General features: G+C 39.9%; 16 protein-coding genes and 1 riboswitch. All 16 genes read right to left on the bottom strand.

Going from position 1 to position 15938, the window contains the following annotated elements; translation table 11 throughout:
• Positions 1–26 precede the first annotated feature (26 nt).
• A riboswitch (TPP riboswitch) is annotated at positions 27–135 on the bottom strand.
• A gap of 51 nt (positions 136–186) precedes the next feature.
• The 16 genes from EO119_RS00870 to EO119_RS00945 all read right to left on the bottom strand — a co-directional run bounded on the left by EO119_RS00870 (position 187) and on the right by EO119_RS00945 (position 15887).
• Positions 187–918 carry a YebC/PmpR family DNA-binding transcriptional regulator gene (locus EO119_RS00870; protein ID WP_126940343.1) on the bottom strand — a complete coding sequence of 244 codons (732 nt, stop codon included), beginning with the start codon at positions 916–918 and terminating at the stop codon, positions 187–189.
• A gap of 9 nt (positions 919–927) precedes the next feature.
• Positions 928–1500, bottom strand: a complete 573-nt coding sequence (locus tag EO119_RS00875) for an RNA methyltransferase (protein WP_126940344.1) — start codon at positions 1498–1500, stop codon at positions 928–930.
• Positions 1501–2331, bottom strand: coding sequence for a tRNA (guanosine(37)-N1)-methyltransferase TrmD (gene trmD, locus EO119_RS00880; RefSeq protein ID WP_126940345.1), 831 nt, complete (start codon positions 2329–2331; stop codon positions 1501–1503).
• 107 nt (positions 2332–2438) lie between these two features.
• Complete coding sequence (locus tag EO119_RS00885; RefSeq protein WP_126940346.1) at positions 2439–2861, bottom strand: PaaI family thioesterase; 423 nt, start codon at positions 2859–2861, stop codon at positions 2439–2441.
• A gap of 1 nt (position 2862) precedes the next feature.
• Complete coding sequence (menE, locus tag EO119_RS00890) at positions 2863–4329, bottom strand: o-succinylbenzoate--CoA ligase (RefSeq protein ID WP_126940347.1); 1467 nt, start codon at positions 4327–4329, stop codon at positions 2863–2865.
• An 11-nt stretch (positions 4330–4340) separates the two neighbouring features.
• Positions 4341–5183 carry a 1,4-dihydroxy-2-naphthoyl-CoA synthase gene (gene menB, locus EO119_RS00895; RefSeq protein ID WP_009352753.1) on the bottom strand — a complete coding sequence of 281 codons (843 nt, stop codon included), beginning with the start codon at positions 5181–5183 and terminating at the stop codon, positions 4341–4343.
• 81 nt (positions 5184–5264) lie between these two features.
• The gene (locus EO119_RS00900) at positions 5265–5684 is read right to left on the bottom strand and encodes a HutP family protein (protein WP_009352769.1); all 420 of its coding nucleotides are present in this window, start codon (positions 5682–5684) and stop codon (positions 5265–5267) included.
• Between the two features lie 266 nt (positions 5685–5950).
• Positions 5951–6736, bottom strand: a complete 786-nt coding sequence (trpA, locus tag EO119_RS00905) for a tryptophan synthase subunit alpha (RefSeq protein ID WP_062402616.1) — start codon at positions 6734–6736, stop codon at positions 5951–5953.
• Positions 6729–7922, bottom strand: coding sequence for a tryptophan synthase subunit beta (gene trpB, locus EO119_RS00910; RefSeq protein WP_126940348.1), 1194 nt, complete (start codon positions 7920–7922; stop codon positions 6729–6731). Before trpB ends, trpA begins: the two co-directional genes overlap by 8 nt.
• Before the next feature lie 60 nt (positions 7923–7982).
• Positions 7983–9548 carry an indole-3-glycerol phosphate synthase TrpC gene (gene trpC, locus EO119_RS00915; RefSeq protein WP_126940349.1) on the bottom strand — a complete coding sequence of 522 codons (1566 nt, stop codon included), beginning with the start codon at positions 9546–9548 and terminating at the stop codon, positions 7983–7985.
• 207 nt (positions 9549–9755) lie between these two features.
• On the bottom strand, positions 9756–10772 hold the full coding sequence (gene trpD, locus EO119_RS00920) for an anthranilate phosphoribosyltransferase (protein ID WP_126940350.1): 1017 nt from the start codon (positions 10770–10772) through the stop codon (positions 9756–9758).
• A 14-nt stretch (positions 10773–10786) separates the two neighbouring features.
• Complete coding sequence (locus tag EO119_RS00925; protein WP_126940351.1) at positions 10787–11365, bottom strand: aminodeoxychorismate/anthranilate synthase component II; 579 nt, start codon at positions 11363–11365, stop codon at positions 10787–10789.
• A gap of 1 nt (position 11366) precedes the next feature.
• On the bottom strand, positions 11367–12830 hold the full coding sequence (locus tag EO119_RS00930) for an anthranilate synthase component I family protein (RefSeq protein WP_126940352.1): 1464 nt from the start codon (positions 12828–12830) through the stop codon (positions 11367–11369).
• A gap of 392 nt (positions 12831–13222) precedes the next feature.
• Positions 13223–13981: a type I 3-dehydroquinate dehydratase gene (gene aroD / locus EO119_RS00935; RefSeq protein ID WP_126940353.1), complete on the bottom strand. Its 759-nt coding sequence runs from the start codon at positions 13979–13981 to the stop codon at positions 13223–13225.
• A gap of 224 nt (positions 13982–14205) precedes the next feature.
• Entirely contained in the window at positions 14206–14625 is a 420-nt protein-coding gene (locus tag EO119_RS00940) for a YbaN family protein (RefSeq protein ID WP_126940354.1), read from the bottom strand.
• 53 nt (positions 14626–14678) lie between these two features.
• Positions 14679–15887, bottom strand: a complete 1209-nt coding sequence (locus EO119_RS00945) for an ATP-binding protein (protein WP_126940355.1) — start codon at positions 15885–15887, stop codon at positions 14679–14681.
• Positions 15888–15938 lie beyond the last annotated feature (51 nt).

Below are 15938 nucleotides of genomic sequence, written 5' to 3' on the forward strand. Positions count from 1 at the left end.
AAAGGTATCGACATTACATCGATACCCACATATGTCAGCGTGCTTCCTACGCGGGCATGATCCCGATCAGGTCAAAAGGTCAGGTACTTCATAGTCCTTTCTCAGCCTATTACATAGGCTCCCTTGCAAATCTAAAATATTTACTTGTTTATAGTATAGCATGGAATGGTGGATTTTTATAGTAAATTATTCTTCCTCATCCATGATGGCATTATGATACACATCTTGTACATCGTCTAAGTCTTCCAGCATGTCTAGTACTCGTTGCATATTCACTGCGTCATCACCGGTTAATTCCATATTAGTATCTGGAACCATTGTGATTTGTGCCATATCTGTAGCGATGGATGCTTCTGCTAGGGCAGCTTCTACGGCATCGTAATCATCTGGCAATGTGTAGATAACGAATACATCGTCTTCTACTTTGATGTCTTCAGCGCCAGCGTCAAGAGCCAATAATGTCAATGTCTCTTCATCATTGCCTTCTTGGGGAATCACGAATACACCTTTGCGTTTAAACATCCAGTTAACAGAGCCACTTTCACCTAGGTTACCGCCACGTTTGGAGAAGGCATGACGCACATCAGCTGCTGCACGGTTACGGTTATCTGTCATCACTTCTACAAGGATAGCAGCACCGCCTGGGCCGTATCCTTCATAGGTAATTTCTTCGTAATTGTTCGCATCCCCTGCACCGGCACCTTTATCGATGGCACGTTGAATATTATCCTTAGGAATGTTATTTTCACGAGCTTTTTGTAGCGCCAACTTCAAGCGCATATTACCTGTTGGGTCTGTACCACCAGCTTTCACAGCTACTGTGATTTCACGACTAATTTTTGTGGTAATTTTTGCTTTTAATGCATCATTTTTACCTTTTCTATGTTTAATATTTGACCATTTAGAATGTCCTGACATTGTGTCCTCCTATTTATTCCACCACGCTTCGCCTCGCAAGCGGTCTAATATAATTGATACGGCACTACGAACTGAAAGGTGATTGTACTCTCCATGTCCATAGATGGGTTCTAAGATATAATCGAAATCTTCCATTGTTTCTTTCGTCATACCATACCCCGTTCCAAATAATACTACCACAGGACGGCTCTCACTTTCAAGTGATTTACGGAGCGATGCATAGGTAATGGTATTATCATAGGTCCGTGCATCCGTAGTACACACGATTGGCGTCAGTCCTTCTAATTCCGTCACCATATCGATGGCTTGTCGAATGGAATTGACAAGTTCCACATGTTTGAAAGCATCTTTTCTATCCGGATTATAAGTACTGCCAAATCCCGTTTTCCAATGACTCATCACAGTTTCTGCCAATTCACGTTGGCTCGGTACATTGTGAATGATGAAATATCGTTCCACATCGTAGGTTGTAGATGCTCTGGCAATATCATGGATATCGTAGTTCGTGATGGCCGTCGTGATCACCTCACCATGTTTATTCATAATGGGATAATGAACGAGGCCGATATATAAATTCGCCATTTATTTCCTCTTTTCCTCTGTGAAATTAGACTGTTCTATCAATTTTGAAAGTACTTGTTGTTCCTCTTCAGAATCCACTCTATCTAGTACTCTTTTCAGAGCCTTAAATTCATCTACAGTTAATTCTCGTTGCAACAAATCATTTCGCAGTAAAGCAGTCCGTTTCAATGACTCTTCTAATCGCCACTGCTCAATATGTTTATGATGACCACTTAATAATATATCTGGCACCATCATACCTCTGTATGTTTGGGGTTTCGTATATTGTGGACATTCAAGTACTGGATGATAAAAAGAATCTTCTATAGCTCCTGAGGTAGCTCCTAAAACACCGGGAATCATGCGAGCCACTGCGTCAGCTACCACCATGGCTGGTAGTTCACCGCCAGTTAACACATAATCTCCAATAGATATAGTTTCATCCACTAAGTGTTCTTCCACTCGATAATCTACCCCTTCGTAGTGTCCACAGACGATGACAAGTTGATCATAGGTGGACAATTCCCTTGCTTTTTCTTGTGTAAATGGTCTCCCTGTAGGCCCCATAAACACAACATGGCGTTTGTGACTCTCCTTTGTACAACGATGTTCTTCTATGGGAATCTGCAACACATGCTCTACAGCCTCAAAGAGAGGAGGTGCTTTCATGAGCATGCCAGCGCCACCTCCATAAGGAGTATCGTCCACTTGACCATGCTTGCTATGAGAAAATTCTCGTGGATTTGTCACTTTCATTTCTAATCGATTTGCCTGTAAGGCACGTTTGATGATGGAATGTGTAAAAAAGGCATCAAAAAACTCTGGGAATAGCGATATAATATCTATTTTCATGGACTATGCACCTCCTTTCTATCTATCCTAGAAATAACTATTTACTGGTAAAGGTAAGTCTTATCTTGCATATGTATCATAACTTTCGAGATTGCTAGATGCTCTAACTATATATTTATAATACTATTTGTCACCGTCATATGAGATAACAATCGATCTGTTTCATCAAAGATATTAATCATCCATACATGATTTCGACCACCTTTGTGTAACAATTGCCCACGTGCTACGACATATCCTTCACATCGTTTCGGTTTCACATGATTAGCCGTTATGGATTGACCTACAGCTACTTTTCGTTCAGCCGAATCTAAGTCCACGCTTTTATGGCTCGATGTTGATTCTTGTGCCAATATAGCATTAGATGCCATGCCTGCTAATACTTCTCCATAGGCTAAATACACGCCACCGTTGACGAATCCAAAGGGTTGTGCATGAAACGATGAAAGCTTCATAGTACTTTGAAAGGCCTGTTGAGTACAGTAAAATGTCTCTATCTGTAATTGTTCTAATAAAGAGGTTTCCTTCATACTATGCCCTTTCTACTGTGTGAATCAAGTCTTGTCGCAATATTTTCCCCATACTATTTTTCGGTAATGCATCAAAATATATCATTCGTTTCGGTACTTTATACTTTGCTAAACGACTGAGTAGATATTGTGATATATCTTCTTTGGAACAATTTGTTACCACGCACAATACAGGTACTTGTCCCCACTTAGGATCTGATACAGGAATGACTGCACATTCCTGTATACCGTCCATTCCATATAGAATATCCTCGATTTCCTTAGGATAAATATTCTCACCCCCAGAAATGATGATGTCCTTTCTGCGATTCAAAAGATATAAAAATCCATCTTCATCTACGTAGCCAATGTCATCTGTATTAAAAGCACCTTTTATAAGTTCTTTATTAAGATATCCTTTCATCAGCATTGGGGATGAAAGCCACACTTCTCCTACTCCTTCTTCATCAGGATTGCGAATTTCAATAGTAACACCCTGTAAAGGATATCCTACAGAGGCTAATTTATTCGGATACTCCTGTATACTAAAGGTAGTACTTTGAGCAAAAGTTTCTGACATGCCGTATGTCTTATAGACGGGTAAATTTCGTTGTACGCACTCTTGTAAGAGTGGCATAGGAATAAACTCGCCACCTAGTAAGATAGCCCGTAAAGTTGGTACTTGTATCCGTTCTACTATGCGTTGTAATACTGTAGGCACCAAAGATACCATGGTGACTTCATCTGTTTTCAATGCCTCTAGTACGACTTGTTCCGAGAACTTTTCACGAATCGTCGCTCTTGTGCCATTGTACAAGGTACGCAAAATAATAGATAAGCCGCTGACATGGAACATAGGGAGCACTACAAGCCAATTGTCATGTTCCTCCACACCAAGCACATTCGCAGAAGCTTTCACATGAGCCTCTATCTGTAACCACCGTACAGGGACTGATTTGAATTTGCCTGTTGTAGCACTAGTGTTGATAATACAAAATACTTTTTCACCAGATGGATTCAAGTCTAGATTTTCGTCATTATGCATAGGAGAAATAGCCTTGAAGTCAGTGTCTATGCATGTAGAAAAGCATAAATACTGTCGGTCCACTTGATTATGGCTATACTCATAAGTAGAAACATCCGTGATCTCTATGTCATCGGCTACCTTCTGTGCTCGCAATATGTGTGTCATTTTTTCTGACATCAATAAGGTGCGAACTCCTGTACTTTCCATCTGTTCTGTTATTTCTCGGTTAGTCAGATTCGTATTCAGCAACAATGTTTCTATACCCAATGCAGATAGAGCAAATAGGTGTATCGCCATGGATACTGAATTTTCAGCCCATAAAGCAATACGACTCTCCCCTCGAAGATGAGGAGCGAGTCGTTTTGCTGTAGCTATTGTTAGAGTAAACACATCACCATAAGAATATTTATTTAAGAAAAGCCTATCTCTATGGGTGTGTGCTCGTTCATATAACCACTTCATAGCCTAATCCATTAAGGGAATTTAGGGAACTGTTTGAAATTAGGTTTACGTTTTTCTTTAAATGCATCGCGACCTTCTTTACCTTCATCAGTTGTATAGAACAATAAAGTCGCATCCCCTGCAAATTGTTGTAACCCAGCTAAACCATCTGTATCCGCATTGAAGGAAGCTTTCAAGAAACGAAGTGCCATTGGAGATAATTGAAGAATTTCTTCACACCATTTTACTGTTTCTGCTTCTAATTGATCAAATGGCACTACTGTATTCACAAGACCCATATCTAAGGCTTCTTTTGCAGAATATTGACGGCATAAGAACCAGATTTCACGAGCTTTTTTATGGCCTACTAAACGCGCTAAGTATCCAGCGCCATAACCAGCATCAAAGGAACCTACACGAGGACCTGTTTGACCGAATTTTGCATTTTCAGAGGCAATAGAAAGGTCGCATACGATGTGTAATACATGACCACCACCAATAGCAAAACCATTAACCATAGCAATAACAGGTTTTGGAGTAATACGGATTAAATGTTGTAAATCTAACACGTTTAGACGAGGAATCTTGTCATCCCCAACATAACCGCCATCTCCACGTACACGTTGGTCACCACCAGAACAGAATGCTTCTTTATCTTCTCCTTGACCATGATTAGCACCAGTCAAGATGATAACGCCCACTTCTGCATCTTCACGAGCAATGGTAAACGCATCGATTAATTCCATCACTGTTTTGGGACGGAATGCATTACGCACTTCTGGACGATTAATTGTAATTTTAGCAATCCCATTATATGTTTCATAAATTACATCTTCATAATTACGATCTAATACTTTCCAATCGAATTGACTCATAGTTACCTCCAAAATGATTAGCTATTGTCTATACACTCTAAAGAATATTATATCAAATCTAGTAATAAATTTATAGCACTTCTACAGATTTGGTACAGCACGATGTGCCATAGCCACAGCAATTTCGTCTAAATGCAATACACCTACGCCCAAATAAATCGCTACACTTAGATGTTCTTGGCTTCGTGCAATACCTACTTTTCCTCCTACATTAAGGCCTACACATTTATTTTTAAGTTGTTCTAAGGCTTGTGCCGTAGCACCTACTACAGCACCTTTGCTAACATGATTATCAAGAATCAACTCTTGTCGCTCCGCAGCTACTACGGCCCGTTCAATAATTTTAGGAATAATCTCTGTGAAAGGTCCTCCAAAATCTACAGCACAGCTACGAATCCCAAGAGATTCAAATTCTTTCCGCAATGTCATCTCTTCAGCTCGGCTTTCAGAAATGGCAACATGTAATGCAGCTCGCCCAACACCAATACTCGTTTTTTCCATACCCTATGTCTCCTCTTAAGAATTATTCTATTCTTAAGTATATCGTATATTGATGTATGTTACCATAACATTTTTATGAACTACATACTATATTCTTTAAACATACATGAAGAAGCAATTAACTCTCTTACATATAAAACAGCTGCACAAGATATACTTCTTGCACAGCTATTCAAGAGGCATCGTAAATAAGAGAATAGGATATAAAGGATACTATCACCAAGTAAGTCTGTCATACATAGGAGTTACCTTAGAATACATTACTATTAGTTACCCACAGCTTCTACCATAGAACAAACGTACTTATATAATTGTTGTTCACCATTAGGACCCCACTCTCCAATTTGTTTCACAATGGCACTGCCTACGATGGCTCCATCAGATACTGCGGCCATCGCCTTTGCTTGTTCCGGCGTGGAAATACCAAAGCCAACAGCTACAGGAATATCTGTGTATTGACGAACTTGTTCTACGATGCTAGCAATGTCTGTTGTAATGTCACTGCGCATACCTGTTACACCAAGAGATGACACACAATACACAAAGCCTTCTGCTTGACTAGCAATCTCCTCAATTCGTTGCTCTGAAGTAGGTGCAATTAATGAAATGACAGCAACGCCATGAGCTTTTGCTTGATGGGATAATTCTTGTTTTTCTTCCAATGGACAGTCTGGCACAATGACACCTTGGATTCCCACTTCTTCACAGCGTGTCATGAAGCTTTCAACACCATACACATAGATAGGGTTCAAATAGGTCATGAACACAAGTGGTATGGTCAACGGCTCTGTACCGGTGCGCAAACGTTTTACCATATCAAAGATATCATCTGTTGTAATGCCTGTGGATAGAGCGCGCTCACTGGCGGCTTGAATGACAGGACCTTCTGCTACAGGATCAGAAAAAGGAATGCCAATTTCAATCAAACTGGCCCCCGCCTTCGCCATAGTACGAATGTATTTCTCTGTGGCATCAATCCCTTGGTCACCGGAAGTAATGAAAGGGATAAATGCTTTCTTTTTGAAAGCCTCTGCTATTGTTATCTTATTCATGTAAATTCACCCCTCTATATCTCGCCATAGCTGCTACATCCTTATCACCACGTCCGGATAAGCAAATGATGATACTTTCATCAGGACCTAACGTAGGTGCCAATCGCATAGCATGGGCTACGGCATGAGCACTTTCAATAGCTGGAATAATGCCCTCCATACGAGACAGATATTCAAAAGCATCCACTGCCTCATCGTCTGTTATGGGCACATATTGAGCACGGCCACTGTCATGTAAATAGGCATGCTCTGGACCTATTCCTGGATAATCCAAACCTGCTGAAATAGAAAATACAGGTGCGATTTGTCCATAGGAATTTTGACAGAAGTAAGATTTCATACCATGGAAAATACCTACTGTACCTTTTGTCATGGTTGCTGCATGTTCTTCTGTATCAACTCCTTTGCCAGCCGCTTCACAACCGATGAGTCGTACACCTTCATCCTGAATGAAATGATAGAACATACCAATGGCATTACTACCGCCACCAACACAAGCTAATACGGCAGCAGGTAATTTACCTTCTTTTTCTAAAATTTGCTCCCGTGCCTCACGACTGATGATGGACTGAAAGTCACGTACCATCATAGGGAACGGATGAGCCCCCATAACAGATCCTAAGACATAATGGGTGTCCGCCATTCGATTGGTCCATTCCCGCATCGTTTCAGACACAGCATCTTTCAGAGTACCTGTTCCAGAAGTAACCGGATGCACCTTAGCACCTAATAGTTCCATCCGGTATACATTTAAAGCTTGTCTCTCACAGTCTTCTTGGCCCATGAAAATTTCACATTCCATGCCCATTAACGCCGCCACTGTAGCAGTGGCTACACCATGTTGACCGGCACCCGTTTCTGCAATCACTCTCGTTTTACCCATTCGCTTAGCCAATAACATTTGACCTAACACATTATTTAATTTGTGGGACCCTGTATGATTTAAGTCTTCCCGTTTTAAGTAAATTTTAGCTCCTCCCAAATCTTTTGTCATTTGTTCTGCAAAATATAGTAGGGACGGACGTCCGGTATAGGACACATGTAAATCTTCTAATTCTTTAATAAATTCAGGATCATTTTTATACATTTCATAGGCTGCTTCCAGTTCAATGATGGCATTCATTAGTGTTTCTGGCATGAATTGTCCACCAAATTCACCAAAATAGCCATGGCGATGTGTTGTCATAGTCTATCTCCTTATCTGTTTGTTACTATCTTAACGATCTGTTCCATAGTTTTCATTTTCTTAGCATATATTTGTTACCGTCTTAATAATCTGTGCCATAGATTTTATTTTCCTCACATCTTTTTGTCCATTTGTTTCTAAGCTACTACTCATATCAAGTCCATAGGGCTGCAGTCGACGAATAGCACGAGCTACATTGTGTAGTCCTATACCGCCTGCTAGGTAGTATGGAACTTGCACCTCATCAAGTAATGACCAATCGATAGTCTTACCGGTGCCTCCACGTTCTTCCTTTGAATAGGCATCTACCACCAGTCCATCGATGGGAGCTTGTTTCCATGGCAAGATATCTTCTTTACCTTGCACTTGTATAGCTTTCCAAATCTCAATGGATTCTAATTGTTCTTCCTGTAATTGGCTCCGTAATGTTTCAATATATGTTACAGTTTCATCTCCATGTAATTGCACTACTGAAAGTGGTACTGCCTTTGCAATCTCTACAATAGTAGGTATCGTTTCATTCACAAATACGCCTACCCGTGAGCAGCATTTGTTACCGCTTGTAGTGTGTACGCTATCTTGCAAGCTTCTCGTAATGGATTTGGCTTGTTCTACCGTCACTTGTCGTTTGCTGGGTGCAAAGATGAACCCCACATAGTCTGGTTGTGTCTCCATTAATACAGGAACTGTATCTTCTTGGGTTATGCCACAAAATTTGACCTTTACCTCATAGCTAGATTGAGTAGCTTCATCTACTGTTGGTGCACTTGGTACCTCTATGCAAGATGTATCTTCTGTTCTGAACCTGCCTCGTTCTGTATTATTATGTATAAAACATTTCGGTCTGATAGATCCATACAATTCAGCTAATTTAGCAACTTTATCCTTAGATCGCATAAAGCTTTCACCCATGAGTGCAGCGTGAATCTTGTTGTCTCGTAACCGTTGGATATCTGCGGCTGTATCTAGGCCACTTTCAGAAACGAAAATCACTGAATCATCCACTAGCCTTCGTAGGCGAATGCTATTGTTCACGTCCACCGTAAAATCTTTTAAATTTCGGTTATTGACCCCAATGATGCGGGCCCCTATATTCACTGCTCGCAATACTTCCGTTTCATCGTGAGCTTCTACCAAACAAGATAGACCCAAACTATCTGCCAACTTATGAAAGCATGCCATTGTTTCATCATTCAAGATAGCGGCTATGAGTAATATAGCTGAGGCACCCCACAATTTTGCTTCATAGATTTGATATTCATCGATAATAAAGTCCTTCCGTAATACAGGAATCTGTACCACTTCAGCAATTTCTTGTAAATATTGCGGGCTACCTAGGAAGAAATCTGGCTCTGTCAACACAGAAATCGCTGCAGCTCCTGCCATTTCATAGTCCTTGGCAATATCTAAATAAGGAAAGTCCTCTGCAATAATTCCTTTTGAGGGAGACGCTTTCTTCACTTCACATATAAAATTAAAATCTAATTCTTGTAATGCCTGTTCAAAAGGGAAGTCCTTCGTGATTGGCATTCCTTCTACTTGCTGTTGCAACTCTAGCAAGGGCAGCTTGACTTTTGCTTCCTTGACACGCCTTTCAGTAGCGGCAACTATTTTATCTAATATCATAACTATCTCTGTTTCTATCCAAATATTTTTTAATAACCTTATTAATAGTATGTATATGCCAAATTAATCTCAGTAGTATTCATATAGCTAGATGATATCCATATACTCCCTGAATCTACACTATATAGTTACAAAGATGACTAAATAAGGCATAGAATATGTTATTCCTAAAGGATAGTCCAACTATATAAATACAATTACACTCTATTATGCATTCTGCGAGGCTTCCACAAATTTTGAAAGCGTCTCTGCACCCGCACTGGAATACAACAGTTCTTCTACTGTTTTGAAAGCACTTTTTAAGGTTACTTCTCCATCTTTAGCTAAGTAGTATGCCATTCCTGCATTTAAAATCACTGCAGTAGCACGACCGCTTTTATCTTTACCTTCTAATAAAGTGCGTGTAATCTCTGCATTAACTTTTGCGTCACCACCTACAAGTTCATCTGGTGTGGCGCAGTCAAATCCATAGTCCTTAGGATCTAATTCATAGGTCTTGAACGTACCATGATTGATTTCGCACACTATCGTTGTTCCGGTTGCTGTAATTTCATCTAGCCCATCGCTACCATATACGACAGCACCACGATGAACACCTAAGTTAGATAAAACCTGTGCCAATGGTTCCACTAAGGACCGATCGTATACACCCATCAGTTCTACCGTTGCACCTGCTGGGTTTGCCAAAGGTCCCAAGATATTAAATACGGTTCTGACCCCCATAGCTTTTCGTACGGGTCCAGCATATTTCATAGCTTCATGGTACACAGGGGCAAACATAAAGCAAATATTCGCTTCCTCTAGAACTTTTTTATTCTGCTCTCCATTCAGTTCTAGTTTCACACCCAGTGCTTCTAACACGTCGGCAGCACCGCACTTACTAGATACACTGCGGTTACCATGCTTAGCAATCGGAATCCCTGCTGCAGCTAATAGGATGGCAGATGTGGTAGAAATGTTGAAAGTACTACTACCATCTCCACCAGTGCCTACAATTTCTACTACGGTACTGTCATGTGGCACAGAACCAGCTTTTTCTCGCATCACTTCAGCAAAGGCTGTAATCTCTGTCACGCTAGGTCCTTTCGCTTGTAAGCCCCCTAAAAAGGCTGCCATAGGCACTTCCTGTACGTCTCCACTCATAATCGCATTCATCGTTGCTTTTGCCACTTCATACGGCATATCTTGACCCTCTGTGACGAGGCGTATTGCTTGTTGAATCATACTCTATCTCTCCCTTATATAATCTTATGGTGTTCTAAGAAATTCTTAACCATTTGCGTTCCCTGTGGTGTCAAAATAGATTCTGGATGGAATTGCACTCCATATATCGGATGTGTTCTATGTTCCATGGCCATAATTTCTCCATCTACTGTGCGAGCTGTTACCACTAGTTCATCTCCTAATGTATCTTCTAGTACTGCTAAGGAATGATACCGTGCTACTGGGAATTCTTGAGGAATGTCTTTCCATAATATGGATGGATAACATTGGGTAGCCACACTTTGTTTACCGTGCATCACTTCTTTTGCATACCCTACAGTAGCTCCATACACTTCGCCCATTGCTTGATGGCCCAAGCAGATGCCTAAAATAGGAAACTCACCTTGATATGTTTTTAGTAATTCTTCATACACTCCTGCATCCTTTGGTCGTCCTGTTCCTGGTGAAAGGATGACACAGTCAGGTGAAAGCTCTCGAATCTCTTTCACTGTCATTTCGTCACTGCGGATGACTTTAATGTCTTTCACTAAAGAACCGATTAATTGATATATATTGAACGAAAAACTATCGTAATGATCGATAAGTAATACCATGTTACACCTCCTGCGCCAATGTGATAGCTGTCACCATAGATTGTGCCTTGTGAATAGTTTCATTGTACTCATTTACTGGTACACTATCTCGCACAATGCCACCACCAGACCGAACAAAGACACGCCCCTCTTTTGCCATAGCCATACGAATGCCAATACACACATCCATATTGCCAGAAAAATCTAAGTACCCTACAGCACCGCCATAAACACCACGAGGGCTTTTCTCTAATTCTTGTAGAATCTGAATGGCACGAATTTTAGGAGCTCCCGATAAAGTACCTGCCGGCAAAGTAGCGCCAATAGCATCTAAGGCATCAAACTCTTCTCTTAATGTTCCTTTCACAGTACTCGTTAAATGAATCACGTGAGAGAACCGTTGTAATTGATGTAACGTTTCTACTTGGACGGACCCGAACTCACAGACTTTACCAATGTCGTTACGTCCTAAATCGACGAGCATATTATGTTCTGCTAATTCTTTTTCATCTTTGCTTAACTTAGCCTCTTGCGCTCTATCTTCCTCTTCATTCTTGCCCCGTGGCAGTGTACCCGCAATTGGGAATGTATAGACGCTTCTATCTTGCAATTTCACCAATGTTTCCGGTGAAGCTCCCGTTAATTCTACAGACTTACCACTCATATAGAACATATACGGAGATGGATTCATCGTTCTTAGTACACGATAAGCATTGAGTAAACTTCCTTTGAATTTTGCTTCTCTACGATTGGATACGACGGCTTGAAAGATATCTCCTTCCGTGATGTAATGTTGTGTTTTTCGTACTACTTCTTGGTATTCTTCGGAAGTAAACTCCGAGGTGAATTCACTTTCTAATACACCTCGCTCGATTTGAGCCTCTTCGCCTTCTTTCACTAGGTCTGCTAAGGCTTGCAATTCCAATTGGGTACGCTCGTAATTACGTTCAATATCGTCTGTACGTACATGACCGATGATATAGATTTTATTTTTATAATGGTCGAACGCAATGACTTTATCAAAGAGCATAAGGTCCACATCGTTAACCATGCTCGTGTCTGTATCACTGATGTGTTGATCCAAGGTAGGTTCTAGGTATCGAATGTATTCATAGGCAAAGTATCCTACAAATCCACCTGTGAAAGTTGGCAATTCTTCTACCCTAGGGCTTTTATATTGACCCAATATATTTCGAATCTCTTCCGCAGGGTTATGACATGTGAAAGTACGTGTCATATCGCCCTTGATCGTCATAGTATGGTTTTTACATGTGACTTCTAACAATGGATTATATCCTAAGAAGGAATATCGCCCCCAGTGATGGGTGTTATCTGCACTTTCCAATAAGAATGTATGAGCGCTCACCTTTTTTAAAGCTTTCAGTACAGAAATAGGTGTGCGTATATCCGATAATAATTCCACGTAAACCGGTACGATATCAAATCCCTGTCCTAATTGTTTTACCGTTTCTATTGATGGTTTCATAAGTCCTCCTGCAATAAAAAAACTCGCCCTAGACGTAACTGTCAAGGACGAGTTCATATGCCAAATAACTGCACTACTGCGCAGAAAGATTCATATAAATCGCGGTACCACCTTGTTTGAATGCATGCATTCCCCTTTGCAGGATACTATCATATCCCTCACGATTAACGCTCATGACACGTTATGCTATACTAAGACACATTGTCCGTTCCCCATACCCTCGGTGGTCCATTTAATAGACTGCGTTCTGCGGGGCTCTCAGCTACCCCCACTCTCTGGAAGTGCACGTTCTATTTTTATCTCCACCTCATCGGTTTGTTAGGCGAGTATTAAATTATGTAACTATACTAGCACAATAAAAAACATTTGTCTACTATAAATTGACAATATACTCAGTACAATAATTGTTGTAATAGATTAACGTCTACCTGACCCGGTGCCGATGCTTGTCCAAGTGTGCCAAAGGTCAAGCAATTACCAAACACATTGCCACAGGTCCGTGTCATCTGTCCTAACTTTCCCATAGACATAGTAATACGTGGCAACTGTGGATACCGTTCCGTTAATTCTTTTGTAAATTGTAATACTGAAAGTACATCATCACTCGTTGTTGGCATCAATGCAAACTTAATTGCTGAGGCTCCTGCAGATATCATACGTTCTGCATAGCCATGCAGTGTTTCTAGTTTTTGTGTACTTTGAAAGTTATGATAACTCATCACCGTTTGTATGTTTTGATGATGAGCTTGTTTGATAATTTGACCGATCGTATCTGTATAAGTAAATAATTCCACATCCACCGCATCAACTAGATTTTGATCCACAATTGCTTGTAATAAGTTACAGTAATTTTCGTTACTCAAGAGCGTTTCTCCACCCTCAGCTAAGGTGCGCCATGTAAACAATATCGACATTTTTTCATATCTGGAGTGCACTTCTTCTACCAAGTTTACTATTGTTGGTATGTACTCTTCTTCATGTAGATGAGAACCCTTCATCCACATATCTGGGCGCAGCTCAATAAGGTCCACTTTTGCTTGCACTGCCTCTTGTACCTGTGAAAGTATATCTTCTACCGTCGGTCCTACAATAGGAACGCAAATGGCACAGGTATTAATTTGTATTGGACTACTTGTTAGTTTTTTAGTCATCTATACCTCCTCATGATATATGCATTTAGACATATTACATATCCAAATAAAGTTTTTAAGATACTACTATTATACTCAGTCTTGTCTATTACTAAAGTAAATATAATCGATAACACTATACCATATGGAACCTTATAATAAAAGCCAAATTATGAAGTCTTTCACTCCATAATCTGGCTCTTTTATATTTCAATTGATTAATACTATGTATATCAATCAGATTTCTATTTAGCTTCTGCTGGTGCTGTTTTCACGATAAATGCAAGGGCAATGACATGACCTATCCATACTGCACCCATAACATATAAGGCTACTGGCATATTGCGCATACCGTAAGCACCAATACCTAATAAAATAGACACAGACACTAAAATATTAATCTTAGTACGCAATGGCATGCCACTTTTATTTTTAAATGGTTCTACATAGTTTGCATACAGTTTAGAGTTTACAAACTTCTCATGGAATCGTTTAGAACCTCTAGCAAAACAAAATACAGCAAACAAATAAAACGGTACCGTCGGCAATAAAGGCAATACGATTCCCAAGGACCCTAAGGCAAAGCTTATAGCACCCAGTACAATCCAAATATAACGAATCACACCCGTTGATTCTTGCACTTCTTTTTTTATTTCTTCTTTCACTTGTCACCCCTATATAACATATATTTTAGTACGTTTACTCAATACTAAAAAAACTATTCCAACAGCCATTCCAGCGCATTTTTTTGTTGTATTCCCTCATAGGATGCATTGCTATTAATCTCATCCAAGGTAAGCAAAAATTTAGGATGATAATCTTTCACCTCAAATAAGGGAGCTAGTTCTCTATCTAAAGTAGTAGGATCTAACACACTTTGACTCACTTGATAATACTCAAATACTCCATGTTTCTGAGCTACAAAATCGATTTCACCATTTTTTAGGATACCTACATGGACCGTATAGCCTCGGCGTAATAATTCTAAATACACCACATTCTCAAGTATATGGCCTGTATCTCGTCCCGTGTTAGGCACGAAAAACGCTCGTAATCCCGGATCCACTAAATAAAATTTAGAGTATAGTCTAAGTAGTTCTTTCCCCCGCACATCAAATCTAGTAGCTTCATAAATTAATAATGCATCTCGCAGGGCTGCCATATACCTTTCTACAGTACGGCTATCTACCTTTCTACCCATACTAGTAAGAGAATCAGCTATCTTTTTAGGCGTTAATAAGCTTCCCACATTGGCAGCAATATACCGAATAATACTTTCTAATATTAAAATATCGCTCCCCTTTAAACGCGTCATAACATCTTTCAGCACTACAGAATTAACTATACCTTCTAAATAGGTACGTAGCATTTCATCATGTCCAGAATATTCTAATGTCCCTGGGAAACCACTTACCTCTACAAAGAGGCGATACAAACCATTCAAAGATAGATTGGTTGTATCTTTATGTGCTTCAAAAAACTCTTTAAATGATAAAGGTAACATATCCAACTGAACATACCGACCCGCTAATAAGGTAGCCATTTCTGAAGACATAAAGTACGCATTAGATCCTGTAATATAGATATCTACATTATCTTTAATATAGAAACTATCTACCACACGTTCGAACCCTTGCACATGTTGGACCTCATCCAAAAATATATACATTTGTTGATTAGGAATTATTTTGGACTTTATGTATTCATACAACTGTATATAATCCGTTAAGTCCCTGTATTCCAAATCTTCAAAGTTAATGGCGATGATTTGATTTTCTTTTACCCCTTCTTGTAGTAACTCTTGTTGAAAGAGATAAAATAGAGTTGATTTACCACATCTGCGCACGCCAGACACAATTTTTATAACGCGTTTTTCTCTGTGATTTCTCAGAAACTGTATGTACTTTTCCCTATTAATTAGCTTCATGTCTACTCCTCTATCATTTGTGATACCTTTCAATACAATGAAAGTGTTATT

This window comes from Veillonella sp. CNR 79/14, assembly GCF_003992185.1.
Taxonomy (GTDB): domain Bacteria; phylum Bacillota; class Negativicutes; order Veillonellales; family Veillonellaceae; genus F0422.

Excerpts from the sequence above, each read along its gene's own strand:
- EO119_RS00870 (WP_126940343.1), bottom strand. The coding sequence starts at position 918 with ATGTCAGGACATTCTAAATGGTCAAATATTAAACATAGAAAAGGTAAA.
- EO119_RS00875 (WP_126940344.1), bottom strand. The coding sequence starts at position 1,500 with ATGGCGAATTTATATATCGGCCTCGTTCATTATCCCATTATGAATAAA.
- trmD (WP_126940345.1), bottom strand. The coding sequence starts at position 2,331 with ATGAAAATAGATATTATATCGCTATTCCCAGAGTTTTTTGATGCCTTT.
- EO119_RS00885 (WP_126940346.1), bottom strand. The coding sequence starts at position 2,861 with ATGAAGGAAACCTCTTTATTAGAACAATTACAGATAGAGACATTTTAC.
- menE (WP_126940347.1), bottom strand. The coding sequence starts at position 4,329 with ATGAAGTGGTTATATGAACGAGCACACACCCATAGAGATAGGCTTTTC.
- menB (WP_009352753.1), bottom strand. The coding sequence starts at position 5,183 with ATGAGTCAATTCGATTGGAAAGTATTAGATCGTAATTATGAAGATGTA.
- EO119_RS00900 (WP_009352769.1), bottom strand. The coding sequence starts at position 5,684 with ATGGAAAAAACGAGTATTGGTGTTGGGCGAGCTGCATTACATGTTGCC.
- trpA (WP_062402616.1), bottom strand. The coding sequence starts at position 6,736 with ATGAATAAGATAACAATAGCAGAGGCTTTCAAAAAGAAAGCATTTATC.
- trpB (WP_126940348.1), bottom strand. The coding sequence starts at position 7,922 with ATGACAACACATCGCCATGGCTATTTTGGTGAATTTGGTGGACAATTC.
- trpC (WP_126940349.1), bottom strand. The coding sequence starts at position 9,548 with ATGATATTAGATAAAATAGTTGCCGCTACTGAAAGGCGTGTCAAGGAA.
- trpD (WP_126940350.1), bottom strand. The coding sequence starts at position 10,772 with ATGATTCAACAAGCAATACGCCTCGTCACAGAGGGTCAAGATATGCCG.
- EO119_RS00925 (WP_126940351.1), bottom strand. The coding sequence starts at position 11,365 with ATGGTATTACTTATCGATCATTACGATAGTTTTTCGTTCAATATATAT.
- EO119_RS00930 (WP_126940352.1), bottom strand. The coding sequence starts at position 12,830 with ATGAAACCATCAATAGAAACGGTAAAACAATTAGGACAGGGATTTGAT.
- aroD (WP_126940353.1), bottom strand. The coding sequence starts at position 13,981 with ATGACTAAAAAACTAACAAGTAGTCCAATACAAATTAATACCTGTGCC.
- EO119_RS00945 (WP_126940355.1), bottom strand. The coding sequence starts at position 15,887 with ATGAAGCTAATTAATAGGGAAAAGTACATACAGTTTCTGAGAAATCAC.